17 protein-coding genes and 1 tRNA gene are annotated in these 21,181 nt (G+C 47.1%); 7 read left to right on the forward strand and 11 right to left on the reverse strand.

All coding sequences use genetic code 11. The features are described from left to right. Positions 1 to 208: 208 nt before the first annotated feature. The 3 genes from RDN79_RS04720 to kbl form a co-directional block, all read right to left on the reverse strand. Positions 209 to 895 carry a response regulator transcription factor gene (locus RDN79_RS04720; protein ID WP_298547396.1) on the reverse strand — a complete coding sequence of 229 codons (687 nt, stop codon included), beginning with the start codon at positions 893 to 895 and terminating at the stop codon, positions 209 to 211. Between the two features lie 104 nt (positions 896 to 999). Next, positions 1,000 to 1,845 carry a histidinol-phosphatase gene (locus RDN79_RS04725; protein WP_298547393.1) on the reverse strand — a complete coding sequence of 282 codons (846 nt, stop codon included), beginning with the start codon at positions 1,843 to 1,845 and terminating at the stop codon, positions 1,000 to 1,002. A gap of 116 nt (positions 1,846 to 1,961) precedes the next feature. After that, positions 1,962 to 3,152 (reverse strand): glycine C-acetyltransferase, encoded by a 1,191-nt coding sequence (kbl, locus tag RDN79_RS04730; RefSeq protein ID WP_005642511.1) that lies wholly within the window; start codon positions 3,150 to 3,152, stop codon positions 1,962 to 1,964. A gap of 240 nt (positions 3,153 to 3,392) precedes the next feature. Between kbl and RDN79_RS04735 the strand changes: the two genes are divergently transcribed. From RDN79_RS04735 to RDN79_RS04750, 4 genes are all read left to right on the forward strand, one after another. Beyond that, a complete protein-coding gene (locus RDN79_RS04735) occupies positions 3,393 to 4,346 on the forward strand; it encodes an NAD-dependent epimerase/dehydratase family protein (RefSeq protein WP_298547389.1) in 954 nt (317 codons plus the stop codon). A gap of 1,096 nt (positions 4,347 to 5,442) precedes the next feature. Further along, positions 5,443 to 5,865 (forward strand): GNAT family N-acetyltransferase, encoded by a 423-nt coding sequence (locus RDN79_RS04740; RefSeq protein WP_298547387.1) that lies wholly within the window; start codon positions 5,443 to 5,445, stop codon positions 5,863 to 5,865. A gap of 94 nt (positions 5,866 to 5,959) precedes the next feature. Continuing rightward, entirely contained in the window at positions 5,960 to 6,952 is a 993-nt protein-coding gene (gene mgrA, locus RDN79_RS04745) for an L-glyceraldehyde 3-phosphate reductase (protein ID WP_298547384.1), read from the forward strand. 39 nt (positions 6,953 to 6,991) lie between these two features. Next, entirely contained in the window at positions 6,992 to 9,892 is a 2,901-nt protein-coding gene (locus RDN79_RS04750) for a PD-(D/E)XK nuclease family protein (protein WP_298547382.1), read from the forward strand. A gap of 114 nt (positions 9,893 to 10,006) precedes the next feature. On the opposite strand, the gene RDN79_RS04755 is transcribed toward RDN79_RS04750, so the two are convergent. The 5 genes from RDN79_RS04755 to RDN79_RS04775 form a co-directional block, all read right to left on the reverse strand. Next, positions 10,007 to 11,413, reverse strand: coding sequence for an aldo/keto reductase (locus RDN79_RS04755; protein ID WP_298547379.1), 1,407 nt, complete (start codon positions 11,411 to 11,413; stop codon positions 10,007 to 10,009). Between the two features lie 25 nt (positions 11,414 to 11,438). Beyond that, positions 11,439 to 12,944: a 4Fe-4S binding protein gene (locus RDN79_RS04760; protein WP_298547377.1), complete on the reverse strand. Its 1,506-nt coding sequence runs from the start codon at positions 12,942 to 12,944 to the stop codon at positions 11,439 to 11,441. A 108-nt stretch (positions 12,945 to 13,052) separates the two neighbouring features. After that, on the reverse strand, positions 13,053 to 13,913 hold the full coding sequence (locus RDN79_RS04765) for an esterase family protein (protein ID WP_298547375.1): 861 nt from the start codon (positions 13,911 to 13,913) through the stop codon (positions 13,053 to 13,055). Positions 13,914 to 14,021: 108 nt separating this feature from the next. Further along, positions 14,022 to 14,990, reverse strand: a complete 969-nt coding sequence (locus tag RDN79_RS04770) for a ketopantoate reductase family protein (protein ID WP_298547373.1) — start codon at positions 14,988 to 14,990, stop codon at positions 14,022 to 14,024. A 50-nt stretch (positions 14,991 to 15,040) separates the two neighbouring features. After that, on the reverse strand, positions 15,041 to 15,901 hold the full coding sequence (locus RDN79_RS04775; protein ID WP_298547371.1) for a pyridoxamine kinase: 861 nt from the start codon (positions 15,899 to 15,901) through the stop codon (positions 15,041 to 15,043). A gap of 74 nt (positions 15,902 to 15,975) precedes the next feature. On the opposite strand from RDN79_RS04775, the gene msrB reads away from it, so the two are divergent. Further along, entirely contained in the window at positions 15,976 to 17,040 is a 1,065-nt protein-coding gene (msrB, locus tag RDN79_RS04780) for a peptide-methionine (R)-S-oxide reductase MsrB (RefSeq protein WP_298547369.1), read from the forward strand. 70 nt (positions 17,041 to 17,110) lie between these two features. Here the strand turns inward: msrB and RDN79_RS04785 are convergent, their stop codons facing one another. Together RDN79_RS04785 and RDN79_RS04790 are read right to left on the reverse strand one after the other, a co-directional pair. Continuing rightward, positions 17,111 to 18,292, reverse strand: a complete 1,182-nt coding sequence (locus tag RDN79_RS04785) for a DUF418 domain-containing protein (protein WP_298547367.1) — start codon at positions 18,290 to 18,292, stop codon at positions 17,111 to 17,113. Between the two features lie 276 nt (positions 18,293 to 18,568). Then, a tRNA-Ser gene (locus tag RDN79_RS04790) sits at positions 18,569 to 18,653 on the reverse strand. Between the two features lie 190 nt (positions 18,654 to 18,843). Here RDN79_RS04790 and trxA point away from each other — a divergent pair. After that, positions 18,844 to 19,314 (forward strand): thioredoxin, encoded by a 471-nt coding sequence (trxA, locus tag RDN79_RS04795; RefSeq protein ID WP_298547364.1) that lies wholly within the window; start codon positions 18,844 to 18,846, stop codon positions 19,312 to 19,314. A 167-nt stretch (positions 19,315 to 19,481) separates the two neighbouring features. Here trxA and RDN79_RS04800 read toward each other — a convergent pair whose 3' ends face one another. Continuing rightward, positions 19,482 to 20,030 (reverse strand): 30S ribosomal protein S16, encoded by a 549-nt coding sequence (locus RDN79_RS04800; protein WP_278932926.1) that lies wholly within the window; start codon positions 20,028 to 20,030, stop codon positions 19,482 to 19,484. Between the two features lie 148 nt (positions 20,031 to 20,178). Between RDN79_RS04800 and RDN79_RS04805 the strand changes: the two genes are divergently transcribed. Next, positions 20,179 to 21,120, forward strand: coding sequence for a glycoside hydrolase family 43 protein (locus RDN79_RS04805; protein WP_298547358.1), 942 nt, complete (start codon positions 20,179 to 20,181; stop codon positions 21,118 to 21,120). Positions 21,121 to 21,181: the final 61 nt, after the last annotated feature.

Consider the following 21,181-nt stretch of genomic DNA (forward strand, 5'->3'; position numbering starts at 1 on the left):
CAAGCCGTGAACCCTAAGAACATGGCGAATATCGACCAGAAAAGCCGCTGGCTGAAAGGTATTCTGTTTTTTGTCGTTGATGCTATCTTAACCATGGGGTAAATTAAGAATTAAGAAGTAAAAATTAAGAATTAAGAAGTAAGAAATCATCTTGGAATGTAAGAACAAGTGCCCGCTCGTTTATATTTTAATTTTTAATTCTCAATTTTTAATTTTCAAAGCAGTATCCGAAGCCAAGCCGCGTCACGATGTTCTTCCCGTACGGCCCGATCTTTTTGCGCAGGCGGGTGATGTTGACGTCGATGGTGCGGTCGAGCACGTACACTTCGTCTTTCCATATCCGGGAAAGGATTTCCTCGCGCGAGAACACGTTCCCTTTGTTTTCGAGGAGGAGCTTCAGTATCTCGAACTCCTTTTTGGTGAGCGGGATTTCCTGTCCGTCGACGGTGGCTTTGATGCGTTTCGTGTCGAGTGAGAGGGTTTCGTATTCGAGGCATTCGTTTTCCTGCTCTTTCTCCTTGTCCGATGTGCGGCGCAGCACGGCTTTCACGCGTGCCGCCACCTGTCGGATGGAGAAGGGCTTGGATATATAGTCGTCGGCTCCTAAGCTGAAGCCTGTCAGCATGTCGTTTTCGGTGTCCTTGGCCGTCAGGAAGATGATGGGGATGTCGGCCGTCTTCTCTTCTTTTCTGAGGATACTGGCCATCTTGAATCCGGATATTTCACCCATCATGACGTCTAAAAGCAGCAACTGGTAGGAGGCAATGTCCATCTTCAACGCTTCCTCGGCACTGAAAGCCGTGTCTACCTCATACCCTTCTATCTCAAGATTGAACTTGAGGATCTCGCATAAATCCTCTTCATCGTCCACTACAAGAATCTTCGGCATGTCCATACTCTTTGTCTCTTTTTTATTACAAATACAATTCATATCCGCAAAGGACGCAGTTCCGTATTTCGATGGAATGAAATACATATTACATTCTTGTTACAAATGCATCAGATCGCCACCTCCTGCCAATGTCCGCCGATCAGTTCGCGGGTAGATTTGAACCCGGCTTTTTTCAGCAGTCCGAATGCTTCCGTCCGTCCGTCGTTCACCAGGTCGGGATAGTGGCAGTCGGAGTTTACCATCACCGGAATATCCAGCTCGCGTAGGCGGTGCAGGTAGGCGGTGTGCGGATAGACCTCCTGTTTCTTCACGAGGTTCTTCGTGTTGACTTCGACCATCAGGCCTTTTTCGGCGATCAGGTGCAGGCAGTCGTTGAGCGGCCTTTGATACCAGTCCGCTTGCAGGTCGAAGCCGTCACATTTGTGGCCGTTCATGTATATTTTGTCCATGTGGCCGACGATGTCGATCCCGCCTGCTTCGATCATTTGCTGCGTGGAGTTGAAATAATGGGCGACCAGCTTGCGGATATCCCCGTCGTAGTAGGTGTCGACGGACTTCTTGTATTCCCGGAAAGAGCCGTCGATGCACACCATGTTCCTTTCCGCGAGCGGTTGTGCGACCGGCAGAAAGTGGATGGAGCCGATGCGGTAATCGAGCGGCAGGTTGCGGAAGTAGGGGATGGATGCGTTATAGCTCTCGTCCAAGAAATCGATTTCCAGTCCTACGTATATTTCCAACCGGTCGCTGTATTTCTTTTTCAGTCGTTCTATTTCCATCAGATATTCGGGCATATCGTCTTTCGACATGTTCCAGAAAGTTTCGAACGGCAATGGCGAATGGGAAGAAAAGCCGTAGGCGCGAAACCCGTGCGAAACGGCGAATTTAACGAAGTCTTCCGGCGTGCTTCGCCCGTCGCAGAATGTACAATGGCTATGATAGTTACTGAGTTGCATAAAAATTACTTGTGATAGGACAAAGGTAATTCTTTTCTTTTGAAGAATAGCCCATTTTAATGAAAAAGGCGAAGACCGTTTCCGATCCTCGCCTCTTGTATTTGCTGAAAACAAACTTACTTGATTACGTTCAGTTCTTTTCCGACTTTGATAAATGCGGCAATTGCTTTATCCAGGTGTTCTGTTTCGTGGCCGGCGGACAACTGTACGCGGATACGTGCCTGGTCTTTCGGTACTACCGGATAGTAGAAACCGGTTACATAGATGCCTTCTTCCTGCATCTTGGCAGCGAAATCCTGGGATAATTTAGCGTCATACAGCATAACGGCGCAGATAGCGGACTGGGTCGGCTTGATGTCGAAACCGGCAGCCAGCATCTTTTCGCGGAAGTAGCTGACGTTGTTCATCAGTTTCGTATGCAAAGCGTCGCTTTCTTTCAGCATCTTGAACATTTCCAGGCTGGCGCCTACAATAGCGGGGGCGACAGAGTTGGAGAACAGATAAGGACGGGAGCGCTGGCGCAGCATGTCGATGATCTCTTTCTTTCCGGTTGTGAATCCACCCATAGCGCCGCCGAATGCCTTACCTAACGTGCCGGTGAAGATATCGACTCTTCCGTAGACATTATATTGTTCAGCCACACCGTGTCCTGTCGGGCCTACGACACCGGCGGAGTGGGATTCGTCGACCATTACCAAGGCATCGTATTTTTCAGCCAGTTCGCAGATCTTGTCCATCGGAGCCACGTTTCCGTCCATAGAGAACACACCGTCTGTTGCGATGATGCGGTGACGTTGTGCCTGGGCTTCTTGCAGGCAACGTTCCAGGTCGGCCATGTCTGCGTTGGCATAACGATAGCGTTTTGCCTTGCAAAGACGTACGCCGTCGATGATGGAAGCATGGTTCAATGCGTCGGAGATGATCGCATCCTCTTCAGTGAACAATGGTTCGAACAAGCCGCCGTTGGCATCGAAGCAGGCAGCATACAGGATCGTATCTTCGGTTTTGAAATAGTCGGAGATAGCGGCTTCCAGCTGTTTGTGCAGATCCTGCGTCCCGCAGATGAAACGGACGGATGACATGCCGTATCCGTGTGTGTCCATCGCTTCTTTGGCTGCCTTGATCAGACGCTGGTTGTCAGACAGGCCTAAGTAGTTGTTTGCGCAGAAGTTCAAAACGTCGCTTCCTGCGTTTACTTTGATGTCGGCTCTTTGAGGAGTGGTGATGATACGCTCGTTCTTATACAATCCGGCAGCTTTGATGTTTGCCAATTCCTGAGTAAGGAAATCTTTCAGTTTACCGTACATAACTTTGTTTTTTGTTAGTATTTTTAATTAAGTTGACAATTATATCTCTTTTATCGCAGACAAGTGGCAATGTATGATGCTTGAAACCAGTTTTTCTTTGTCTCTGATTTGTCTGTCGATGCGGCAAAGGTCATATTTTTTTTGAATATATAGGCTAAAAAAATACAAGAAATTCATACCGGAATGTTTTTATTCTCTATACCTTTGCCATCGAAAAAACTTAAAAGAACATCAAACGCAATGAAGAATGTATTAGTAATTGGTTCTACCGGTCAGATTGGATCAGAGTTAACCATGAAGTTGAGAGGTATCTACGGTGGAAACATTGTAGCAGGTTACATCCCCGGACAGGAGCCTAAGGGCGAACTGCTGGAATCGGGACCTTCTGCAATTGTCGACATTACAAACGAACAGCAGATTGCTGAGACTGTGTCAAAATATAAGGTAGATACGATTTATAACTTGGCAGCATTGCTGTCAGCCGTTGCAGAAGCGAAACCGCAGCTTGCCTGGAAAATCGGTATGGGCGGTTTGTTTAATGTATTGGAAGTCGCCCGTGAAATGCATTGTGCGGTATTCACTCCGAGCTCAATCGGCGTATTCGGCAATAACACGCCGAAGGACAAGACTCCGCAGGATACGATCCGTAACCCGCGTACTATGTACGGTGTTACGAAAGTTTCAGGCGAGTTGTTGAGTGACTACTACAACATCCGTTTCGGCGTCGACACCCGTTCCGTACGTTTTCCGGGACTTATCTCCTATGTGACACCTCCGGGTGGCGGTACGACCGACTATGCCGTCGATATCTATTATTCTGCTGCCAAAGGCGAGAAGTTCGTATGTCCGATCAAGCAGGGTACATTCATGGATATGATGTATATGCCGGACGGCCTGCGTGCAGCTATTGAAATTATGGAAGCCGATTCTACGAAGTTTGTTCATCGTAACTCTTTCAACATCGCATCCATGAGCTTCGATCCTGAAATTATCTACAGTAACATCAAAAAGTATATTCCTGACTTCCAGATGGAATATGATGTAGATCCGTTGCGTCAGGCTATCGCAGAATCTTGGCCGAACTCTCTGGACGACACATGTGCCCGTCAGGAATGGGGCTGGAAACCTGAATACGACTTGGATTCCATGACTCAGGATATGCTGGCTAAATTGAAGGAACGTTTCAACAAGTAAGTTTGATTTCCCGGTCATTAAGATCGATAGGAAAGGGGCGACTATCCATCCGGGCAGTCGCCTTTTTTGTTTGGATCGTTCTTATTCGGCATTGTAGGTCGTTCCAATGACGGTGCAACTGTTGCCTGTGCCGGGCATGATTAAGCCAAAAGTGCGTGAAAACTATGTTGTAAAACATAGGATAGTTAAATCAGGTTAAGGGAATGCTCTTTTTTGTGGAATTAGTATGCTGTATAACATAAACTCTCTATATTTGCATCGTGTTTTTCATGGTATTAGATTTAAGGTTAACAATGAAGATTGGCTGTCCGTGACGGATGGCCTTTTTTATTTTGTACCCGTTCTGGTTCTTCCCGATGATTATCGGGTGAACCTTTTTTTTCATCCCCTTATTGTACGATCTTTCAGAAAGCCATTGGTCTGAATCGAAACTACTACTGCATCTAATACGATTTTCTATCCCATTTAAATCAAATTACATGCAAGGGTAATATTTTTTAACAAACAATAGTTTTATGTACGTGCTTGTGGATTAGATTTTTATGTCGTATTTCCTTTTTAAAGGGGGATATTGTCGTTTTTTTATACAAAGAAGAGGTGTGGCCAGTTGCAAAAGAGGCATCGATCAGTTGTGAATCGTGCTGATTAATTATGTTTTGCAGCATGTTTTCGTTAAATAGATTTAAATAAACGAGATTTCCAAGTAAAAGTATATGCTGCATAACATAAAATGTCTATATTTGCACTGTGTTTTTCATGGTATTAGATTTAAGGTTAACAATGAAGATTGGCTGTCCGTGACGGATGGCCTTTTTTTGTTTTTACGGCGGGTATATAATGAGTCTTTCGTTTATCATTACGGGAAATTGCCTTGACCCGGCGGTCCCCATGCTTCGGTCTGAATATCTTCCTGTGCCCGCCATGCCTGTTCAATGTGGTCCTCCACAGGCCGGTGCGTCAACGCTAAATCGTATGGAAGGGTAACTCCGACTGCATACATCAAGACTTTAAGTGAAATATCAAGTAAATAAGGCTGTATTGCTTTTATTCCGGTTGGATTCTATTACTTTTGTAGCATAAAATATAGAAATAGAATATGATTAGAAAAGTAGAATCTGCGGATTATCCTCGCTTAATGGAAATTTGGGAAAGTGCGGTATTACATACTCATGATTTCCTGAAAAAAGAAGATTTTTTGTATTATAAGGAACATGTGCCATCTTATTTCCCGTATGTTACTTTATTGGGCTTCGAGCAGGAAGGCTGTTTGGTCGGCTTTATTGGTATAGCCGAAGATAATATAGAAATGTTGTTTATTGATAACGACTATAGAGGAAAAGGGATTGGCAAACAATTGATTTTTCATGTCATAAATGAATTGCATGTGACCAAAGTGGATGTAAATGAACAGAATGTCCAGGCGGTAGGCTTCTATAAACATATAGGATTTAATGTCGTGACGAAATCAGAATTGGATAATGAAGGTAAGGCATATCCTATTTTGCATATGCAATTATAGCGGATTATCCGAACTCAAGTTATTATTTTTATCTTTGTGTTTTTGATTGTATTTGTATCCCTGAAAAAGATTCATGTAACTAAAATATCATAATATGGAAATGTACAAAGCAAATGATAACCGGTATGCCGACATGGTTTACAGGCGTTGCGGGCGAAGCGGATTGTTGTTGCCGGCCGTCTCGTTGGGATTGTGGCATAATTTTGGCAGTGTGGATGTGTTCAATAACTTTATTCAGATTGCGCATACCGCTTTCGACAATGGGATTACACATTTTGATCTTGCCAATAATTACGGTCCGGCGTATGGGTCGGCGGAGGAAAACTTCGGCCGTATACTGAAGAAAGGCTTGGGACAGTATCGGGATGAGCTTGTTATTTCCACGAAAGCCGGATATGATATGTGGCCCGGTCCGTATGGTAACTGGGGAAGTCGCAAGTACTTGATGGCAAGCCTGGACCAGAGCCTGAAACGGATGGGGCTGGAATATGTGGATATCTTCTATTCGCATCGTCCGGATCCGCAGACACCGATCGAGGAAACGATGGGGGCGCTGGCCGATATCGTGAGACAGGGGAAAGCCTTGTATGTCGGAATCTCGAACTATAATGCCGGGCAGACGGAAAAGGCGCTTGCTGTCTTGCGGGAACATCGCGTGCCTTGCCTGATTCATCAGGCACGCTATTCGATGCTGGATCGCTGGACTGAACCGGACCTGTTGCCTTTGCTGAAGCAGGAAGGGGTGGGGATGATCGCTTTTTCGCCGTTGGCGCAGGGGATGTTGACGGACAAATATCTGAACGGTATCCCCGAAAATTCACGCGCTGCCAAATCTACAGGCCATCTGCAACGCGAACAGGTGACGGAAGAAAAGATGAATAAAATCCGCCGATTGAATGAGCTTGCAAAGCAACGCGGCCAAACGCTTGCGGAAATGGCACTTGCCTGGCTGCTGAAGGACGACCGGGTAACGAGTGTCCTGGTAGGAGCCAGTTCGGTCGCACAGTTGACGGATAATTTGAAGGCGTTGCAAAACATGGTTTTTACAGAGGAAGAAATACAGGAAATAGAGAATATATTACAATAAAGTAACAGATAAATCGGCATTTACCAATTCAAACAATCAATGAAACCCTTCTTATATCAGGTTGCATCCCATTTTTATTCTGAATACGGGGCCGAAGTCAGCCGTCTGGCTTTTGTTTTCCCGAACCGCCGTACGGGGCTGTTCTTTCAGAAGTATTTGTCGGAAGTGTCGGAGAAGCCGCTTTTCTCTCCGACGATCCTGACGATCAACGATCTGTTTGTACAGTTGAGCGGGAAGCAGACAGCAGACCGGATCAGCATGTTGTTTAAGCTGTATGATATCTATCTGAGCCATAGCGGTTCTTCCGAAACATTCGACGAGTTCCTCTATTGGGGGGAAATGCTGCTGAATGATTTTGATGATATCGATAAATACATGGCTGACGCCCGCATGCTCTTCACAAACGTGACAGACCTTCGTGAGATTGAGAATGATTTCAGTTTTCTAAGTCCCGAACAGATCGCGGCTATCCGGACTTTTTGGTCTTCTTTCTACCCGAAAGGAGATACGCCCAACCAGGAACAGTTCCTGGCAGTCTGGCAGATCTTATACGCTTTATATACCGATTTGCGGGAAGCGCTTGCAGCCGAGGGCAAGGGGTATGAGGGTATGATTTTCAGGGAAGTAGTCGAAAAGATGGAGAAAAACGAATGTTGTGACCTTCCCTATACGAGAGTCGTGTTTGTCGGTTTGAATGCCCTTTCTGTGGCTGAAGAACGTTTCCTGTCCGAGTTGCAGAAACGGGAGATAGCCGATTTTTGCTGGGATTATGCTTCGCCGAAAGTGACGGATCCGGATAATAAAGCCTCTTACTTTGTGGAGCGCAATTTACGGCGGTTCCCCTCTCAATTCATTCCCGATCCTCCCCTTTCGACTCCCCAAATTGACGTGATCGGCATCCCTTCCGGTATCGGGCAGGCCAAGCAAGTGCACCGTATTTTAAGCGAGCTTTGCAAGGAAGATGAAATGAGCGCGGAAGAGGCATTGCGGACGGCTGTGATTCTGCCGGACGAGCATTTGCTGATTCCGGTCCTGAATGCCATCCCCGAACAGATCAGGCGGATCAACGTGACGATGGGATATCCGTTGGCCGGTACCCCGGTGGCTTCTTTGATGGAATATATTTTGGCTTTGCAGAAGAACGTTCGTTATGTGGACCGGCGGCCGGTGTTTTATTTCCGGGATGTCTTGCCGATCCTGAACCATCGCTATATCTCGACCACCTCTCCGGAGGTGGTTTCCGGTCTGGTGAAAGACATTTCGGAAAACAACAAGATCTACATATCGTATGACGATCTGAATAAGACGCCTCTTTTGTCCATCCTCTTTACTCCGGTGACCGAGGTGGAAATGTTTTCCGATTACCTGATTAACGTGTTGCAGGAGCTTAACAGGGCCATTGACGATGGACAATGCACAATGGACGATGAAAAGGGCGACGAGAAATTGTCAATTGTCAATTGTCAATTATCAATTGCCGACATTGAGCAGGAGTTCATCTTCCATTATTTCGCTACCGTCAACCGGATGAAGGAAGTCATGCGGGAGGCGAATGTAGAAATGAAAATCGAGACCTATTTCCGTTTGCTGAAACGTTTGACGGACACGATTACGATCCCTTTCCATGGTGAACCTCTTTCGGGTTTGCAGATCATGGGGGTTTTGGAGACTCGTGCGCTCGACTTTGACCGGTTGATTATCCTTTCGATGAATGAAGGAATTTTCCCGCTGAGGAAAGCGGCTAACTCATTTATTCCTTATAATCTCCGCCGGGGGTTCGGTTTGCCGACATACGAGCATCAGGACAGTGTTTGGGCGTATCATTTCTACCGTTTGATTTATCGTGCCAGCCATGTCAGCCTGCTTTATGATACCCGGAGCAACGGGTTGCAGACAGGCGAGGTCAGCCGTTTCGTGCATCAGTTGCATTATCATTATGAGGAACCGATACGGAACAAGCTGGTCGTTTACAACGTCTCTTCTTCCAAGACCCCTGCCTTGCAGGTGGCTAAGACGGAGGAGGTCATGAACCGCCTGGCGGCCTTCCGGGACGGCGGGGCGCGGGCGATATCGGCGAGTGCGGTCAATACTTATCTGGACTGTCCGCTTAAATTCTATTTCTCCGTTGTCGAAGGGATACGGGAAGAAGAGGAGGTAAGCGAGACGATCGAAAGTAATGTTTTCGGAAGCATCCTGCATAAGGTGATGGAGGAATTGTATCAGCCTTTCTGCGGAAAGATGGTGACGGCCGATCTGCTGAAAGCGATCCGCAAAGATACGCCTATGTTGACGGGGGCGGTTGCCCGTGCCTTTGCCGAAATTTTCTTTAAGACGGATATCGTCCGTCCGCTCACCGGACAGAATTTCCTGATCGGCGAGATGATTCGCAAATATGTGGAGAAAGTGCTGGAACGGGACGGTAAACTGACTCCTTTCCGTTATATCGAATCGGAAAAGAAGATAAAATGCCTTTTCCCGTTGACGGATAAAAGTAATATCCAGCTGAAAGGATTTATCGACCGTATCGACGAAGTGCGTGATGCCGTCCGCATCATCGACTACAAGAGTGGAAGCGGGACGACGCAGTTTACCTCTGTCGAAGCCCTTTTCGACAAGGAAGATACGGATCGTGCCAAGGCAGTCATGCAGGTCTTTATGTATGCATGTATGTATGGATCAGTTCCGCATTCAACTGCTATCCAGCCGGGCATCTATTACATGCGGACCCTCTTTTCTCCCTCTTTCGATCCCGGAATTTACCGCCGTACAGACCGGTTCAAAACGGAACAGGTCCAGGACTTCGCCAATTACCATACGGATTTTGAGAACGGCTTGCGGAATTGCCTGGATGAAATCTTCGGGACGGAAACGCCGTTCGTACAAACCCCGAACGGGAAAGCCTGCACGTATTGCCCGTTTAAGGATATCTGTGGAAAATAAGGAGTCGGAAGTCTCCGGACAATTGCTTTCCGGATCAAAAACGGCTGTCCCAAGTTGGGACGACCGCTTTTGATCCGGAAAGTGCCTCTCCCGACTTGGAACGGCACTTTCGTTTTATAGCGTCTCTTGTTTCAGTTGTTCGACGAACCGGTCGATCCGCTGTAGTTCTTTCGGAATATCGATCCCCTGCGGACAGTGCGGATTGCATTGGTTGCAACTGGTACAATGATCCGCCTGGCGGAGTTTCGGGACGCTGCGGTCATACCCGATCAGATAAGCCCGGCGGGCTTTGCGGTAGTTTTCATCCTGCCCGCTCTGCGGGACATTCCCTTCGTTCACACATTTATTATAATGAAGCAAGATTCCCGGAATATCGATCCCGTAAGGACAAGGCATGCAATATTTGCAGTCGTTACACGGGATGGTCGGATATTGCATCATCAAGTCGGCAGTGTCGAACAAGAAACGGTTTTCCTCTTCCGTCAACGGCTGCAACGGACAGTAGGAGCGGAGGTTGTCTTGCAGATGCTCCATGTAAGTCATGCCGCTCAGCACGGTGAGCACGCCGGGAAACGAGCCGGCAAACCGGAAAGCCCAGGAGGCGACGCTCCGTCCCGGTTCGCGTTGTTTCAGGCGGGCGACGATATGGTCGTGCACGTTCGAAAGCCGTCCTCCGAGGAGCGGTTCCATGATGATGGCGGGAATCCCCCGTTTCTGCAATTCCCCGTACAGGTATTCCGCATCGGTGTTTCGCGGGTTGATCTCTTTGGCATGTTTCCAGTCCAGGTAGTTCAGCTGGATCTGGACGAAATCCCATTGATATTCGTCGTGTTTCGAAAGCAAATAATCGAACACCTCTATATCTCCGTGATAGGAGAAACCTAAGTTTCGGATACGTCCCGCCTTGCGTTCTTCGAGCAGGAAGTCGAGCATGCCGTTCTTGACATACCGGTTTTCGTAGGCTTCCATACCTCCCATGCCGATCCCGTGGAGCAGCATATAATCGAGATAATCGACTTGCAGCTCCTTGAGCGAATTGTTATACATCGCGATAGAGGCCTCACGGCTCCATGTGTCGGGAGAGAAGTTCGAGAGCTTGGTGGCGATATAATACTTATCACGCGGATAGCGGCTGAGGGCGATCCCCATGGCATGTTCCGAACGTCCCTTGCAATAGGCGGGCGACGTGTCGAAGTAATTCACGCCGTGCTCGATGGCATAGTCGGTCAGCCGGTTGACCATCTCCTGGTCGATTTCGTCGTCGTTGTCTCTTGCGCTGTTTTTGGCAATGGTCGGCAGGCGCATGCATCCGTAGCCGAGGAGGGAAACCTTGTCTTTTGTGGACGGTGTCGTGCGGTAGGTCATCCGGTCCGTGGGAATGGGGGTGGAGCTTCCCGAACCAGAGGCCACCCTGCTGTCCGGACTGCACCCGGAGAGCAACGGGGCGGTGGTTGCCGTGCTGATCCCTACGATCTTCAGGAAGTCGCGACGGTTTATCGCTTGATGATTGTCTTTTTTCATATATGATGATTCTTTTATTTCTTGATTAAATATTCCGGTGTTGTTCGTGTCCTTCGACATATATGGCGCTGAACGGGCGGGAGGGGCAGAGGTTTTCGCAGGCTCCGCAGCCGATGCATTTTTCCTCGTTGATGACCGGTAGTTGAGGCGAATCCGGATCGTTCGGGTCTTTTGCCACCATCTGGATCGCTTGGGTAGGGCAATGGCGGGCACAGTTGCCGCAAGTGACGCCGTCCCGGTTGACGATGCAATTTTCCTGGATCAGTACGGCATGTCCGATCTGGATAGCCGTTTTGTCCGCTTTCGTGATCGGACGGATCGCGCCGGTCGGGCAAACTTCCGAACATTTGACGCATTCGGGACGGCAATACCCTCGTTCGTACGACACCTCCGGCTGCATGAATGTATGCAGGTTTCCCGAAGGACGCAGCACATGGTTCGTACAAACCGACACACAAAGCTGGCACGCGGTGCAATGTCGGGAGAAATTGGCTGCGCTCAGCGAGCCCGGAGGGGTGATCGGGGTGGCCCGGTCCGGTTTCTTTTTATCTTCGATGATGGCCAGTCCGCCGTCGACTTTCTTGTCCGGGAGTTGTACTTTTTCCTGGGCTTTCAGTGCGGCTGAAGTGGCAAGCAATGCCGATACGGTGAAGAACTTGCGGCGGTCGGGCTTGTCTACGGCCGGTTGGGCGGTCTGTGTTTCCGCCTTGTCTGTTTTTCTGCGGGTATATCGGATGGCTCCCTGCCGGCATTTGTCGATACAATCCATACAGGCGACGCAACGGCTGTAATCGATCTCGTGTGCTTTCGCATTGATACAGGCTGCTTTGCAATTACGGGCGCATAAGCCGCAGCCATTGCATTCGGATGTATCGATAACCGGCTTGAAAACGGAGAAACGGGAGATCAATCCCAAAACCGTACCTACCGGGCAGATCGTGTTGCAATAGGTCCGTCCGTTTCGCCAGGCAAGTATGATCAGTATAATGAAGGTAACTGTGGCAATGATGAAGGTCGGGAGGCTTCGTAGCCAGACTTCCGTCTCGTAGAAAGCATAACTGCCCGCCCGTTCCGCCAAGTAGGCCAGAAAGTTGTTCCCCCATTGCCAGAGGGGAGCGAATAAGTTGGAGGCGATACGCCCGTAAGCGCTGTAGGGTGCGATCAAGGCCGCCCATGCCCCTAACCCGCTGATCATGGCAAGGATAAAGATCACCATCACCCCGTATCTTAGCCAGGACAAGGCGGGGGAATACCGGAAACGATTTTTCTTCCGTTTCCCCGCCAGCCATGAAACAACATCCTGGAATATACCGAGAGGGCAGATTACAGAGCAGTAAACCCGCCCGAAAATCCAGGTCAATGCAATGAGCAACAGCACCACGCCGAGGTTTAGTGCCAATACCGCCGGCAGGAACTGTATTTTCGCCAGCCACCCGAACCATGTATGCAACGTCCCCGTGAAATCGAGAAACAGCAGGGTGACAAGCGTAAAACAGATAAATGCAGTTGTAAGTCTGATTGTTCGCAACATAATAAACTCTTTTTAGATAGTCTGTTATTTTATGTCGCAAAAATAGTGAAAGGAAATGATTTACAACTTATACGAATTACAGATTGATATACCAATATTACGGTTTTGTCAACTTCGGCAAAAAGTCTGGCTGACAAACTTCAGGACTTCCGGCAAAGCCGTCCGCCAATAGGTCCAGCTATGGCCGCCGTCGCGCACCCTGAATTCGTGCCTGATCCCTTTCTGCCTCATGATCTGGTGCACCTGCATGTTTCCGTCCAGCAGGCCGTCGTCATCACCGCAATCAATGTAATAACGGATTTTGGGCAAGTCGTTTTGGTCCCAGTCGGAAAGGAGCTTCAAAACATTGTTCTGCCTCCAGTGTTCGTCTCCCGGTCCGAACAGGCGGTTGAATAAATCCTTATGCGATTTGTTTTTTCGTGCTTCCATGACCGCGTCGTCGAAAACGGCGGCACTCAATGGGGCGCATGCGCAGAACATATCCGGATGATGCAAGCTGTACAGGAATGATCCGTAGCCACCCATCGACAGCCCGGCAATCGCCCGGCTTTCTTTATTACTGCGAATCCGGTATGTTTTTTCCATATAGGGGATAAGCTCTTCGAAAAACATGTCTTCATAGGGCGCTTTTCCGTCGTATTGGTTGATATACCAAGTGTCCCATGCGTCCGGCATGACGATGATCATCGGTGCGGCTTCCTCGTTTGCGATGGCACGGTCGGCAATCGTTTTCATTTGCCCCATCTGAATCCAGTTGGTCTCATTGTCCGTATAACCATGCAAGAGGTAGAGGACCGGATAATTCCTCTTCGAGGTGTTGTAGTCGGAAGGCAGGTAGATGGAGTAGGAAACTTTCCTGCCTAATTTGTTACTTTCGAAAGAGAGCGATTCGAAAACCGTACTCTGTGAATATCCTGCAACGTTGAATAGAAAGCACAGGATAAAATAGAGGTAAAATTTGTTTTTCATATACTATTAATAATTAGATTTGTTTGTCTGGACAGAGTAAGAATAAGAGAAGAGAGCTTGCCGGGAAACCATTAGGTTTCGACATGCTCTCTTTCCCTTATTGGGAAATTAATCCGCCACCGGATAGGGAAATTCGGTCAACCCTTTGTACATGAACTGATAGGTCGGAACTTCGATGCCTAATTCCTGGGCAGTTCGTATGACATAGCCCGTCAATGTTTCCACTTCCGTGCGGTTGCCTTTTAGGAAATCACTGTGCATGGAGGTGGTCGAGTTGTTCGGCATGATCTTCTGAGCGTCGATGGCGGAGAATACCTGGTCGTCCGGCAGGGGAATGCCTTTGGCTACTGCCACGCTTTTGAGTTCATAACCTAAGGTGATGTACAGGTCGATATGGTTGTTTATCACTTCACTGATCGGTTCGTTGAAATAAGAGGTGATAGTGGCGGCAGTCGAGATCATGAAGAACTTCTTCCAGATTTCCACGTCGATATCGGCCGGTATTGTGGTAAGGATGCGGGCGTTCGCCAATATATCCTGCAATTCTTTCTGTCGTTTTGTCGGAACGGTTCGTGAACCGCCCGTACTCGTTTGGGCGTCCTTGCTACCGAAGAACATCCGGTCCTTTATGGTGAACTTTTCCACTTTTCCCGGTCTGACCAGGCGGGAACCGATGTAAACGCATCCTTTCCAAACCTCGTTGTCCGGTAATAGCTTTTGTATGCGTTCCGCTATATCCGCCCCGTTCAGCAGGGGAATGATAACCGTATTCGGGCCGATCACCGGAGCCAGTTGGGCTATATTCTCCTCCAAGTCGTAGCTTTTGGTACAACAAAACAGGTAATCGACCGGTCCTATTTCGGCAGGATTGTCGGTTGTGAGGGTTGGTTTTGCTTTGATCGTCAGGAATGTATTTCTGACTTCTATGCCGTTCTCCCGTATTTCTTTCAGGTTTTCTCCCCGGGAGATGAAATAGATGTCGACCTTATCGGAGTCTTTGTAACGGGCGGCTAATAATCCTCCGTAGTAACCGCCTACAGCTCCTATACCGGAAATTGCTATTTTAGTTTTACTCATATATTCTTGTCTTATTATTTTTACAAAGATGGAAAATAAAATTGAAATAACTATATCAGTTTGAGTTCTTTTAGAAAGTCGGGGATACATTGTTCAAAATTAACACCAAAACGGTAATCTGTTTTTGCATTATATGTCCGGCGTATGCTGTCGGCTGTGAAGTTCACGGCTATCTGTGCTGATTCGTTCAAGCTGAAGTCATTCAGCAGGCCGGATAACAGGGCGCTTGCAAAAACATCGCCTGTCCCGTGGTAACTTCCTGGTATCCTTTCGGTAAACAGGTAGTCTGCCGAATCATTTCTTTTGTCATAGGTCGCCGCTCCCAATTTCTTTTCTTCAAAGTACACACCGGTCAGTACGATCTTTTCCGGTCCGAGCTTGCTAAGTTTTTTTAAGATTTTCTCAATGTATGCCTGCGTATAGGGACCGGGATGGTAACTTTCTTCCAATAATAAGGCTGCTTCGGTCAGGTTAGGGACGATGATGTCCGCCTTTTTGCATAAGGATCGCATGCCTGCGGCAAATTCAGGCTGGAATATGCGGTATAGTTCGCCATTGTCCGCCATTACCGGATCTACCAGGATCAGGTTGTTTTTGGATCTGAATAGTTCGAAGAACTCCTTGACGAGATCCAGTTGTTCGAACGAGCCTAAGAAACCGCTGTAGGTCGCGTCGAATTGTATGTCGAGCGATTTCCAGTGCTGCATAAAAGCCCGCATGTCGCTTGTCAGGTCGCGGTAAGTGTATCCGCTGATTCCTCCTGTGTGAGTCGATAATATGGCGGTCGGCATGGCGCACGCTTCTATTCCGGCGGCGGAAAGGATAGGCAAAGCAACAGTTAGAGAGCATTTTCCGAATCCGGACAAATCATGTATGGCAGCCACACGTTTTTGATAATCTTTATTTTCCATTTGTATGTTATGACTTTATTTTTCTATAACAACAAAAAATATTTCCGATTTGTTATTAGAGAAATAGATAGGCTATGAGAAATATTGCTATTATTGTACTGTTATTGGCATGTGTCAGTGTGGCTGGCAACGCCGGGAACAGGAAAGAGTTTGATTTAATGAAACAAGAAAATATGAAGATGAAAGACAAGGCTGAGATATATCTGGCAGGCGGTTGTTTCTGGGGTACGGAACATTTCCTGAAACAGATCAGAGGTGTGGAACAAACGGAAGTCGGTTATGCCAACAGTCAAGTTCCCAATCCTACCTATAAAGAGGTATGTACCGGGAATACCGGAGCGGTAGAAACGGTGAAAGTCGTTTATGATCCGCAAACGGCCGGTCTGGATCTATTGTTGAATCTATACTTTCAGACGATAGATCCGACCAGTGTCAACCGTCAGGGCGGAGATAGCGGTTTGCAATATCGCACGGGGATTTATTATACCGATGAAGAAGACGTTCCGGTGATCGAAGCCGCCATTAAGGAGCTGGCAAAGGACTATGCGAAGCCGATCGCCATCGAGGTGATGCCACTCGTTAATTTTTATGCTGCGGAAGACTACCATCAGGATTATTTGGATAAGAATGCAGGCGGTTATTGCCACATTCATCCGAAATTGTTCGAATTGGCGCGGAAAGCAAATGCCCGTCCTGTTTATGCAAAGCCGGATGATGTGGCTCTTAAGAATAAACTTTCGGACATACAGTATGCCGTAACGCAAAAAAATGCCACGGAGTCCGCATTCCGCAATGAGTACTGGAATGAGCATAGGGAAGGAATTTATGTCGATATTACGACCGGCGAACCGCTTTTCGTATCCACCGATAAGTTTGATTCCGGCTGTGGCTGGCCCAGTTTTTCCAAACCGATCGATAAGCAACTGATTGTCGAAAAGCCGGATACTTCGCATGGAATGATCCGGACGGAAGTACGCAGCCGGATGGGGGATGCTCATTTAGGCCATGTCTTTTCGGATGGTCCTGCCGATAAAGGAGGTCTGCGGTATTGTATAAACAGCGCTTCACTGCGGTTTGTCCCGAAAGAAAAGATGAAAGAAGAAGGTTATGGAGATTATTTGCCCCTTCTGAATAAATAAAATCAGGCTTATGTATCGGATGAGGCAGTGTCAGGATTCTTTTGTTTCCCTGGACACTGCCTCATGTTTTTTATTGATTGTTCGAGAACATCCAAGTCCATTTATGCCAGATGCTTTCCAAGGGACCTTGTTTGTGGCTTGCCAGCCACCATTTGCAGAACGAAACTTGTAACAGGAAAAGGGCGAACCCGATCAGCAAACTTATTGTATAGCCGCAATAAGGAGCCAAATATAGCCCGAACGGGAAATAGATAATCGCTCCCATGATCGATTGCGTAATATAGTTGGTCAGACTCATCTTGCCATAAAAACGCAGAGCCGAAACCGCTTTTCTGAAGCATTCCTTCTGGTACAGGATGACAAACGAGGCAACGAGGACGAATGTAAACGCAAATTTCTGCCACATGTCGAAAGCTGTCCCTACGGTTTGCTTGACCAGGGCATTGTCGCCTGCCATGATCTGTTCCTTTAAAGAATACAAGGGAGCGAAACAGATTGCTGCAATAATAAGAACCTTTACCCAAAAACGCAGGTGTGTTTCGCTTGTAACGAATAGTTCTTTTCTGCCGATATAGAGTCCCAACAGGAATAAACCTGCCGTCTGCAGAAAACGTCCGGCTCCGATAGCCCAGTACAAACTTGCTTTTTGTCCTAACGTGATATTACCCCAGATGAAGTCCAGAAAATTCCCGGCTTTGGTATATTCGGCGACCTCGCCGTACATGGCGCCTACGCCGAGATCCGGCAGAGCATGGGCCGGATTGAGCAGGCTCATGATGTAGTGATACCATTCTATCGGTTGGATTAATAATATAATAGCTGTGATCAAGATCGCTTTGTCACTCCATTTGCGGACTAAGAATAAAACCAAGCCTACTACGGCAAATAACAACAGTACGTCTCCGGCTGGGAAAAAAGCGGCGTTCAGGGTCGCGAAGCCAAGCAGCAGAACCAGTCGCCATAAGAAGCGGTAGCCGAAGTCTTTTCCTTTCTTTTCCTGGTTATGACATTGGATATAGAATGTAAACCCGAACAGAAGGGCGAAAATGGCATAAGCTTTTCCTGCAAACAGGGAGAAAATGACGTTAAACACTCCGTCGTTAAGGACGGCCAGCCATTCCGGTTGTTCTGTTGGATAGACTGGAAAAATAAAATGTTCCAGATTATGCACTAAAATAATTGCCATGACGGCAAATCCTCTTAGTGCATCGACTACTTCAATACGTGGGGTTTTGCTTGCTGATAGTTCCATATAAGTTGTTTGTTAAGTTTCAATGCACAAATATAGGTATTTTGAAATCGAATCACCGTTGTTTTGAAATCAAATCAGGTTTGCATTGAAAAGGGATGCCTATCTATCGGAAAAAAGGTAGGCATCCGTTGCCGAAAAGGTGCTGACCTTTTTCCCGATACCCTGTCATTCCTTTGCATCGTTTGGAAGCAGGATTTTCGGGCAATAAAAAAGCTACAAATCAGCGATTTGTAGCTTTTTATCCGTTCTTTGACCATTTTTGTCCGGTTAGTTCAGCGGAGAAAGAGGGATTCGAACCCCCGGAACCTCTCGGTTCAACGGTTTTCAAGACCGCCGCAATCGACCACTCTGCCATCTCTCCAATATGTTGTGCAACCGTTTCTTTTGATTGCGGTGCAAAGGTAGTGATTATTTTCGAATAACCAAATTTGGTGATGGGCATTTTTTCTTTTCACTCTAATCTTTTTCTTTTAACCACAGAGAACAAACGTTTGTGTCTTTTTATTGTTATTTTTGTAAGTGGTAATAATTAAAATAGTAATAAGTTTTATATGAGAAGTTTGAAAAGTCTATTGATGGTTGCGGTCGCACTGGTTTTGGTTAGTTGTTCCATGTCCGCAAAGCCGGAAAAAAATGAAACGGAAAAGGCATCGGCACAGGGGGAAGTGATTGCTTTGAACAAGGCGGACTTCCTGTCGAAAGTATATAATTACGAAAAGAATCAGACTCAATGGGTGTACGAAGGAAACAAACCGGCTATTATTGATTTTTATGCAGATTGGTGCGGTCCTTGCAAGAAAGTATCTCCGATCCTGAAAGAACTGGCTGCACAGTATAAGGACGATATCGTTATTTATAAGATAAATGTAGATAATGAAAAAGAGCTGGCTTCGGCATTCGGCATACAGAGTATCCCGACGTTGCTGTTCATTCCCAAGACAGGTAAACCCCAGATTGCTCAGGGCGCTTTATCGAAAGAACAGTTTGTAGAGCAGATAGATCATTTCTTACTGAAGAAATAAATTCTTTATATATTCCCGTTAGAAATGTTGCAATTTGGAACGCCTGGTTCTCTTGTAGGATCGGGCGTTTTTTGGGGGGCTTTTGCAAATGCTTGGGAGGAGGGATACACAATAAAAAGAGGGCATCTTTGTGGGGATGTCCTCTCTTTATTTGGCAAAGCCCGAATTTATTCAGCGCTTTCTGCTGCAGGAGCTTCTTCTGCCGGAGCGGCGGCAGCTGCTTCTTCAGCCTGCTTAGCAGCTTCAGCGGCTGCCAATTCTGCTTTCTTTTTAGCTACGATTTCTGCTTTTGCCTTGTTTGCTTCTTTTTCTGCTTCCAGACGAGCTTTTTCTGCAGCTTTTGCAGCTTCGCTATCTTTGTCCTTTACAGCCTGAACAGAAGCCTGTTTGTTTTTCAACCAAGCCTGAAACTTAGTTTCAGCGGTAGCTTCGTCGAACGCACCCTTCTTAACACCTTCCAATAAGTGTTTTTTCAAGCAAACACCTTCGCGGGAAAGGATGTTACGAGTGGTATCTGTAGGTTGTGCACCTACCTGTAACCAATACAAAGCTCTTTCGAAGTTCAAATCTACTGTAGCAGGATTAGTGTTCGGATTATAAGAACCTATCCTTTCAATAAATCTTCCATCACGTGGAGCCCTGCTGTCTGCGATCACGATTTGGTAGAAGGCGTAACCTTTACGACCGTGTCTTTGCAATCTAATTTTTGTTGCCATGTTTGAATAATTAATTTAAGCTGTTTGTATTAGCGGGTGCAAAGATAGGGATTTTTATATACAAAACAAATATATTGAGGAAGAAAATAATTGATTATCTTTGCATGCGTGTGAAATTCTCAATTATCAAATAATAAACGGATACATTATGAAGACGAATACGTTAAAGAAAATGCTATTGATGCTGTTGTGTGTTGTTTCGGTAAGTATGACTGCCCTGGGGAAAGAGCCGGTTTCGGATGTGTTGCCGATTGCTGATCCTTATATCCTGTTTTATAACGATACCTATTATGCCTATGGAACATCCCGTGCGGACGGTTTCGAGGTGTACAGTTCTAAAGACTTGAAATCGTGGGAGCGTTCTCCGCGCCTGGCACTGAGTAAGGAAGATTCTTACGGGGATAAATGGTTTTGGGCGCCGGAAGTCTACTATGTGGAGAAGGATAAGAAATTTTATATGTTCTATTCGGTAGAGGAACATGTTTGTGTTGCCACGGCCGATTCCCCTTTCGGCCCGTTCGTGCAGGATGAAAAGAAGCCGATCCGGGAAGAGAAAGGAATCGATACCTCCGTCTTTTTCGATGAGGACGGGAAGGCCTATCTTTATTTTGTCCGCTTTACAAACGGCAATGTGATTTGGTGTGCCGAGTTGAAAGATAATCTGAAAGAGATCAAGGAAGAAACATTGACGCAATGCGTCGAGGCCGCCGAACCGTGGGAGTTAGTATTCGGGAAGGTTGCCGAAGGTCCTTCCGTCGTCAAGCGGGACGGGCTTTATTATATGCTCTATTCCGCCAATGACTTCAGAAGCCAGGATTATGCCGTAGGTTATGCAACATCGGATTCCCCTCTCGGCCCGTGGAAGAAAAGCGGGAAAAATCCGCTTCTGCATAAAGTGGAAGAGCTTGTCGGAACCGGCCACGGCGCACCGTTCCTGGATAGGGCGGGCAGATACCGCTACATTTTTCATGCCCATAAGAGCCGGACGGAGGTGAACCAACGGAATTCTTATATAATCGATATGTCCCTGACAGGTAAGGACCGTGTTTCGATCGGCGGCGGCTTGATACGGCCGGAAGTCGTGAAGTAAGCCTTCCCTTTCGGCCGGGATGGCAAAGCACGGTCGGTTAGTTTGCCATCCTGTACCTGTT

The organism is uncultured Parabacteroides sp. (assembly GCF_902493135.1).
Lineage (GTDB): Bacteria > Bacteroidota > Bacteroidia > Bacteroidales > Tannerellaceae > Parabacteroides.

Bases quoted from the DNA above. Each gene is read 5' to 3' on its own strand.
- RDN79_RS04720 (WP_298547396.1), bottom strand. From the start codon at position 895: ATGGACATGCCGAAGATTCTTGTAGTGGACGATGAAGAGGATTTATGC.
- RDN79_RS04740 (WP_298547387.1), top strand. From the start codon at position 5,443: ATGATTAGAAAAGTAGAATCTGCGGATTATCCTCGCTTAATGGAAATT.
- RDN79_RS04765 (WP_298547375.1), bottom strand. From the start codon at position 13,913: ATGAAAAACAAATTTTACCTCTATTTTATCCTGTGCTTTCTATTCAAC.
- RDN79_RS04750 (WP_298547382.1), top strand. From the start codon at position 6,992: ATGAAACCCTTCTTATATCAGGTTGCATCCCATTTTTATTCTGAATAC.
- RDN79_RS04755 (WP_298547379.1), bottom strand. From the start codon at position 11,413: ATGAAAAAAGACAATCATCAAGCGATAAACCGTCGCGACTTCCTGAAG.
- RDN79_RS04770 (WP_298547373.1), bottom strand. From the start codon at position 14,990: ATGAGTAAAACTAAAATAGCAATTTCCGGTATAGGAGCTGTAGGCGGT.
- RDN79_RS04735 (WP_298547389.1), top strand. From the start codon at position 3,393: ATGAAGAATGTATTAGTAATTGGTTCTACCGGTCAGATTGGATCAGAG.
- msrB (WP_298547369.1), top strand. From the start codon at position 15,976: ATGAGAAATATTGCTATTATTGTACTGTTATTGGCATGTGTCAGTGTG.
- trxA (WP_298547364.1), top strand. From the start codon at position 18,844: ATGAGAAGTTTGAAAAGTCTATTGATGGTTGCGGTCGCACTGGTTTTG.
- RDN79_RS04775 (WP_298547371.1), bottom strand. From the start codon at position 15,901: ATGGAAAATAAAGATTATCAAAAACGTGTGGCTGCCATACATGATTTG.
- RDN79_RS04800 (WP_278932926.1), bottom strand. From the start codon at position 20,030: ATGGCAACAAAAATTAGATTGCAAAGACACGGTCGTAAAGGTTACGCC.
- RDN79_RS04760 (WP_298547377.1), bottom strand. From the start codon at position 12,944: ATGTTGCGAACAATCAGACTTACAACTGCATTTATCTGTTTTACGCTT.
- RDN79_RS04725 (WP_298547393.1), bottom strand. From the start codon at position 1,845: ATGCAACTCAGTAACTATCATAGCCATTGTACATTCTGCGACGGGCGA.
- RDN79_RS04805 (WP_298547358.1), top strand. From the start codon at position 20,179: ATGAAGACGAATACGTTAAAGAAAATGCTATTGATGCTGTTGTGTGTT.
- mgrA (WP_298547384.1), top strand. From the start codon at position 5,960: ATGGAAATGTACAAAGCAAATGATAACCGGTATGCCGACATGGTTTAC.
- kbl (WP_005642511.1), bottom strand. From the start codon at position 3,152: ATGTACGGTAAACTGAAAGATTTCCTTACTCAGGAATTGGCAAACATC.
- RDN79_RS04785 (WP_298547367.1), bottom strand. From the start codon at position 18,292: ATGGAACTATCAGCAAGCAAAACCCCACGTATTGAAGTAGTCGATGCA.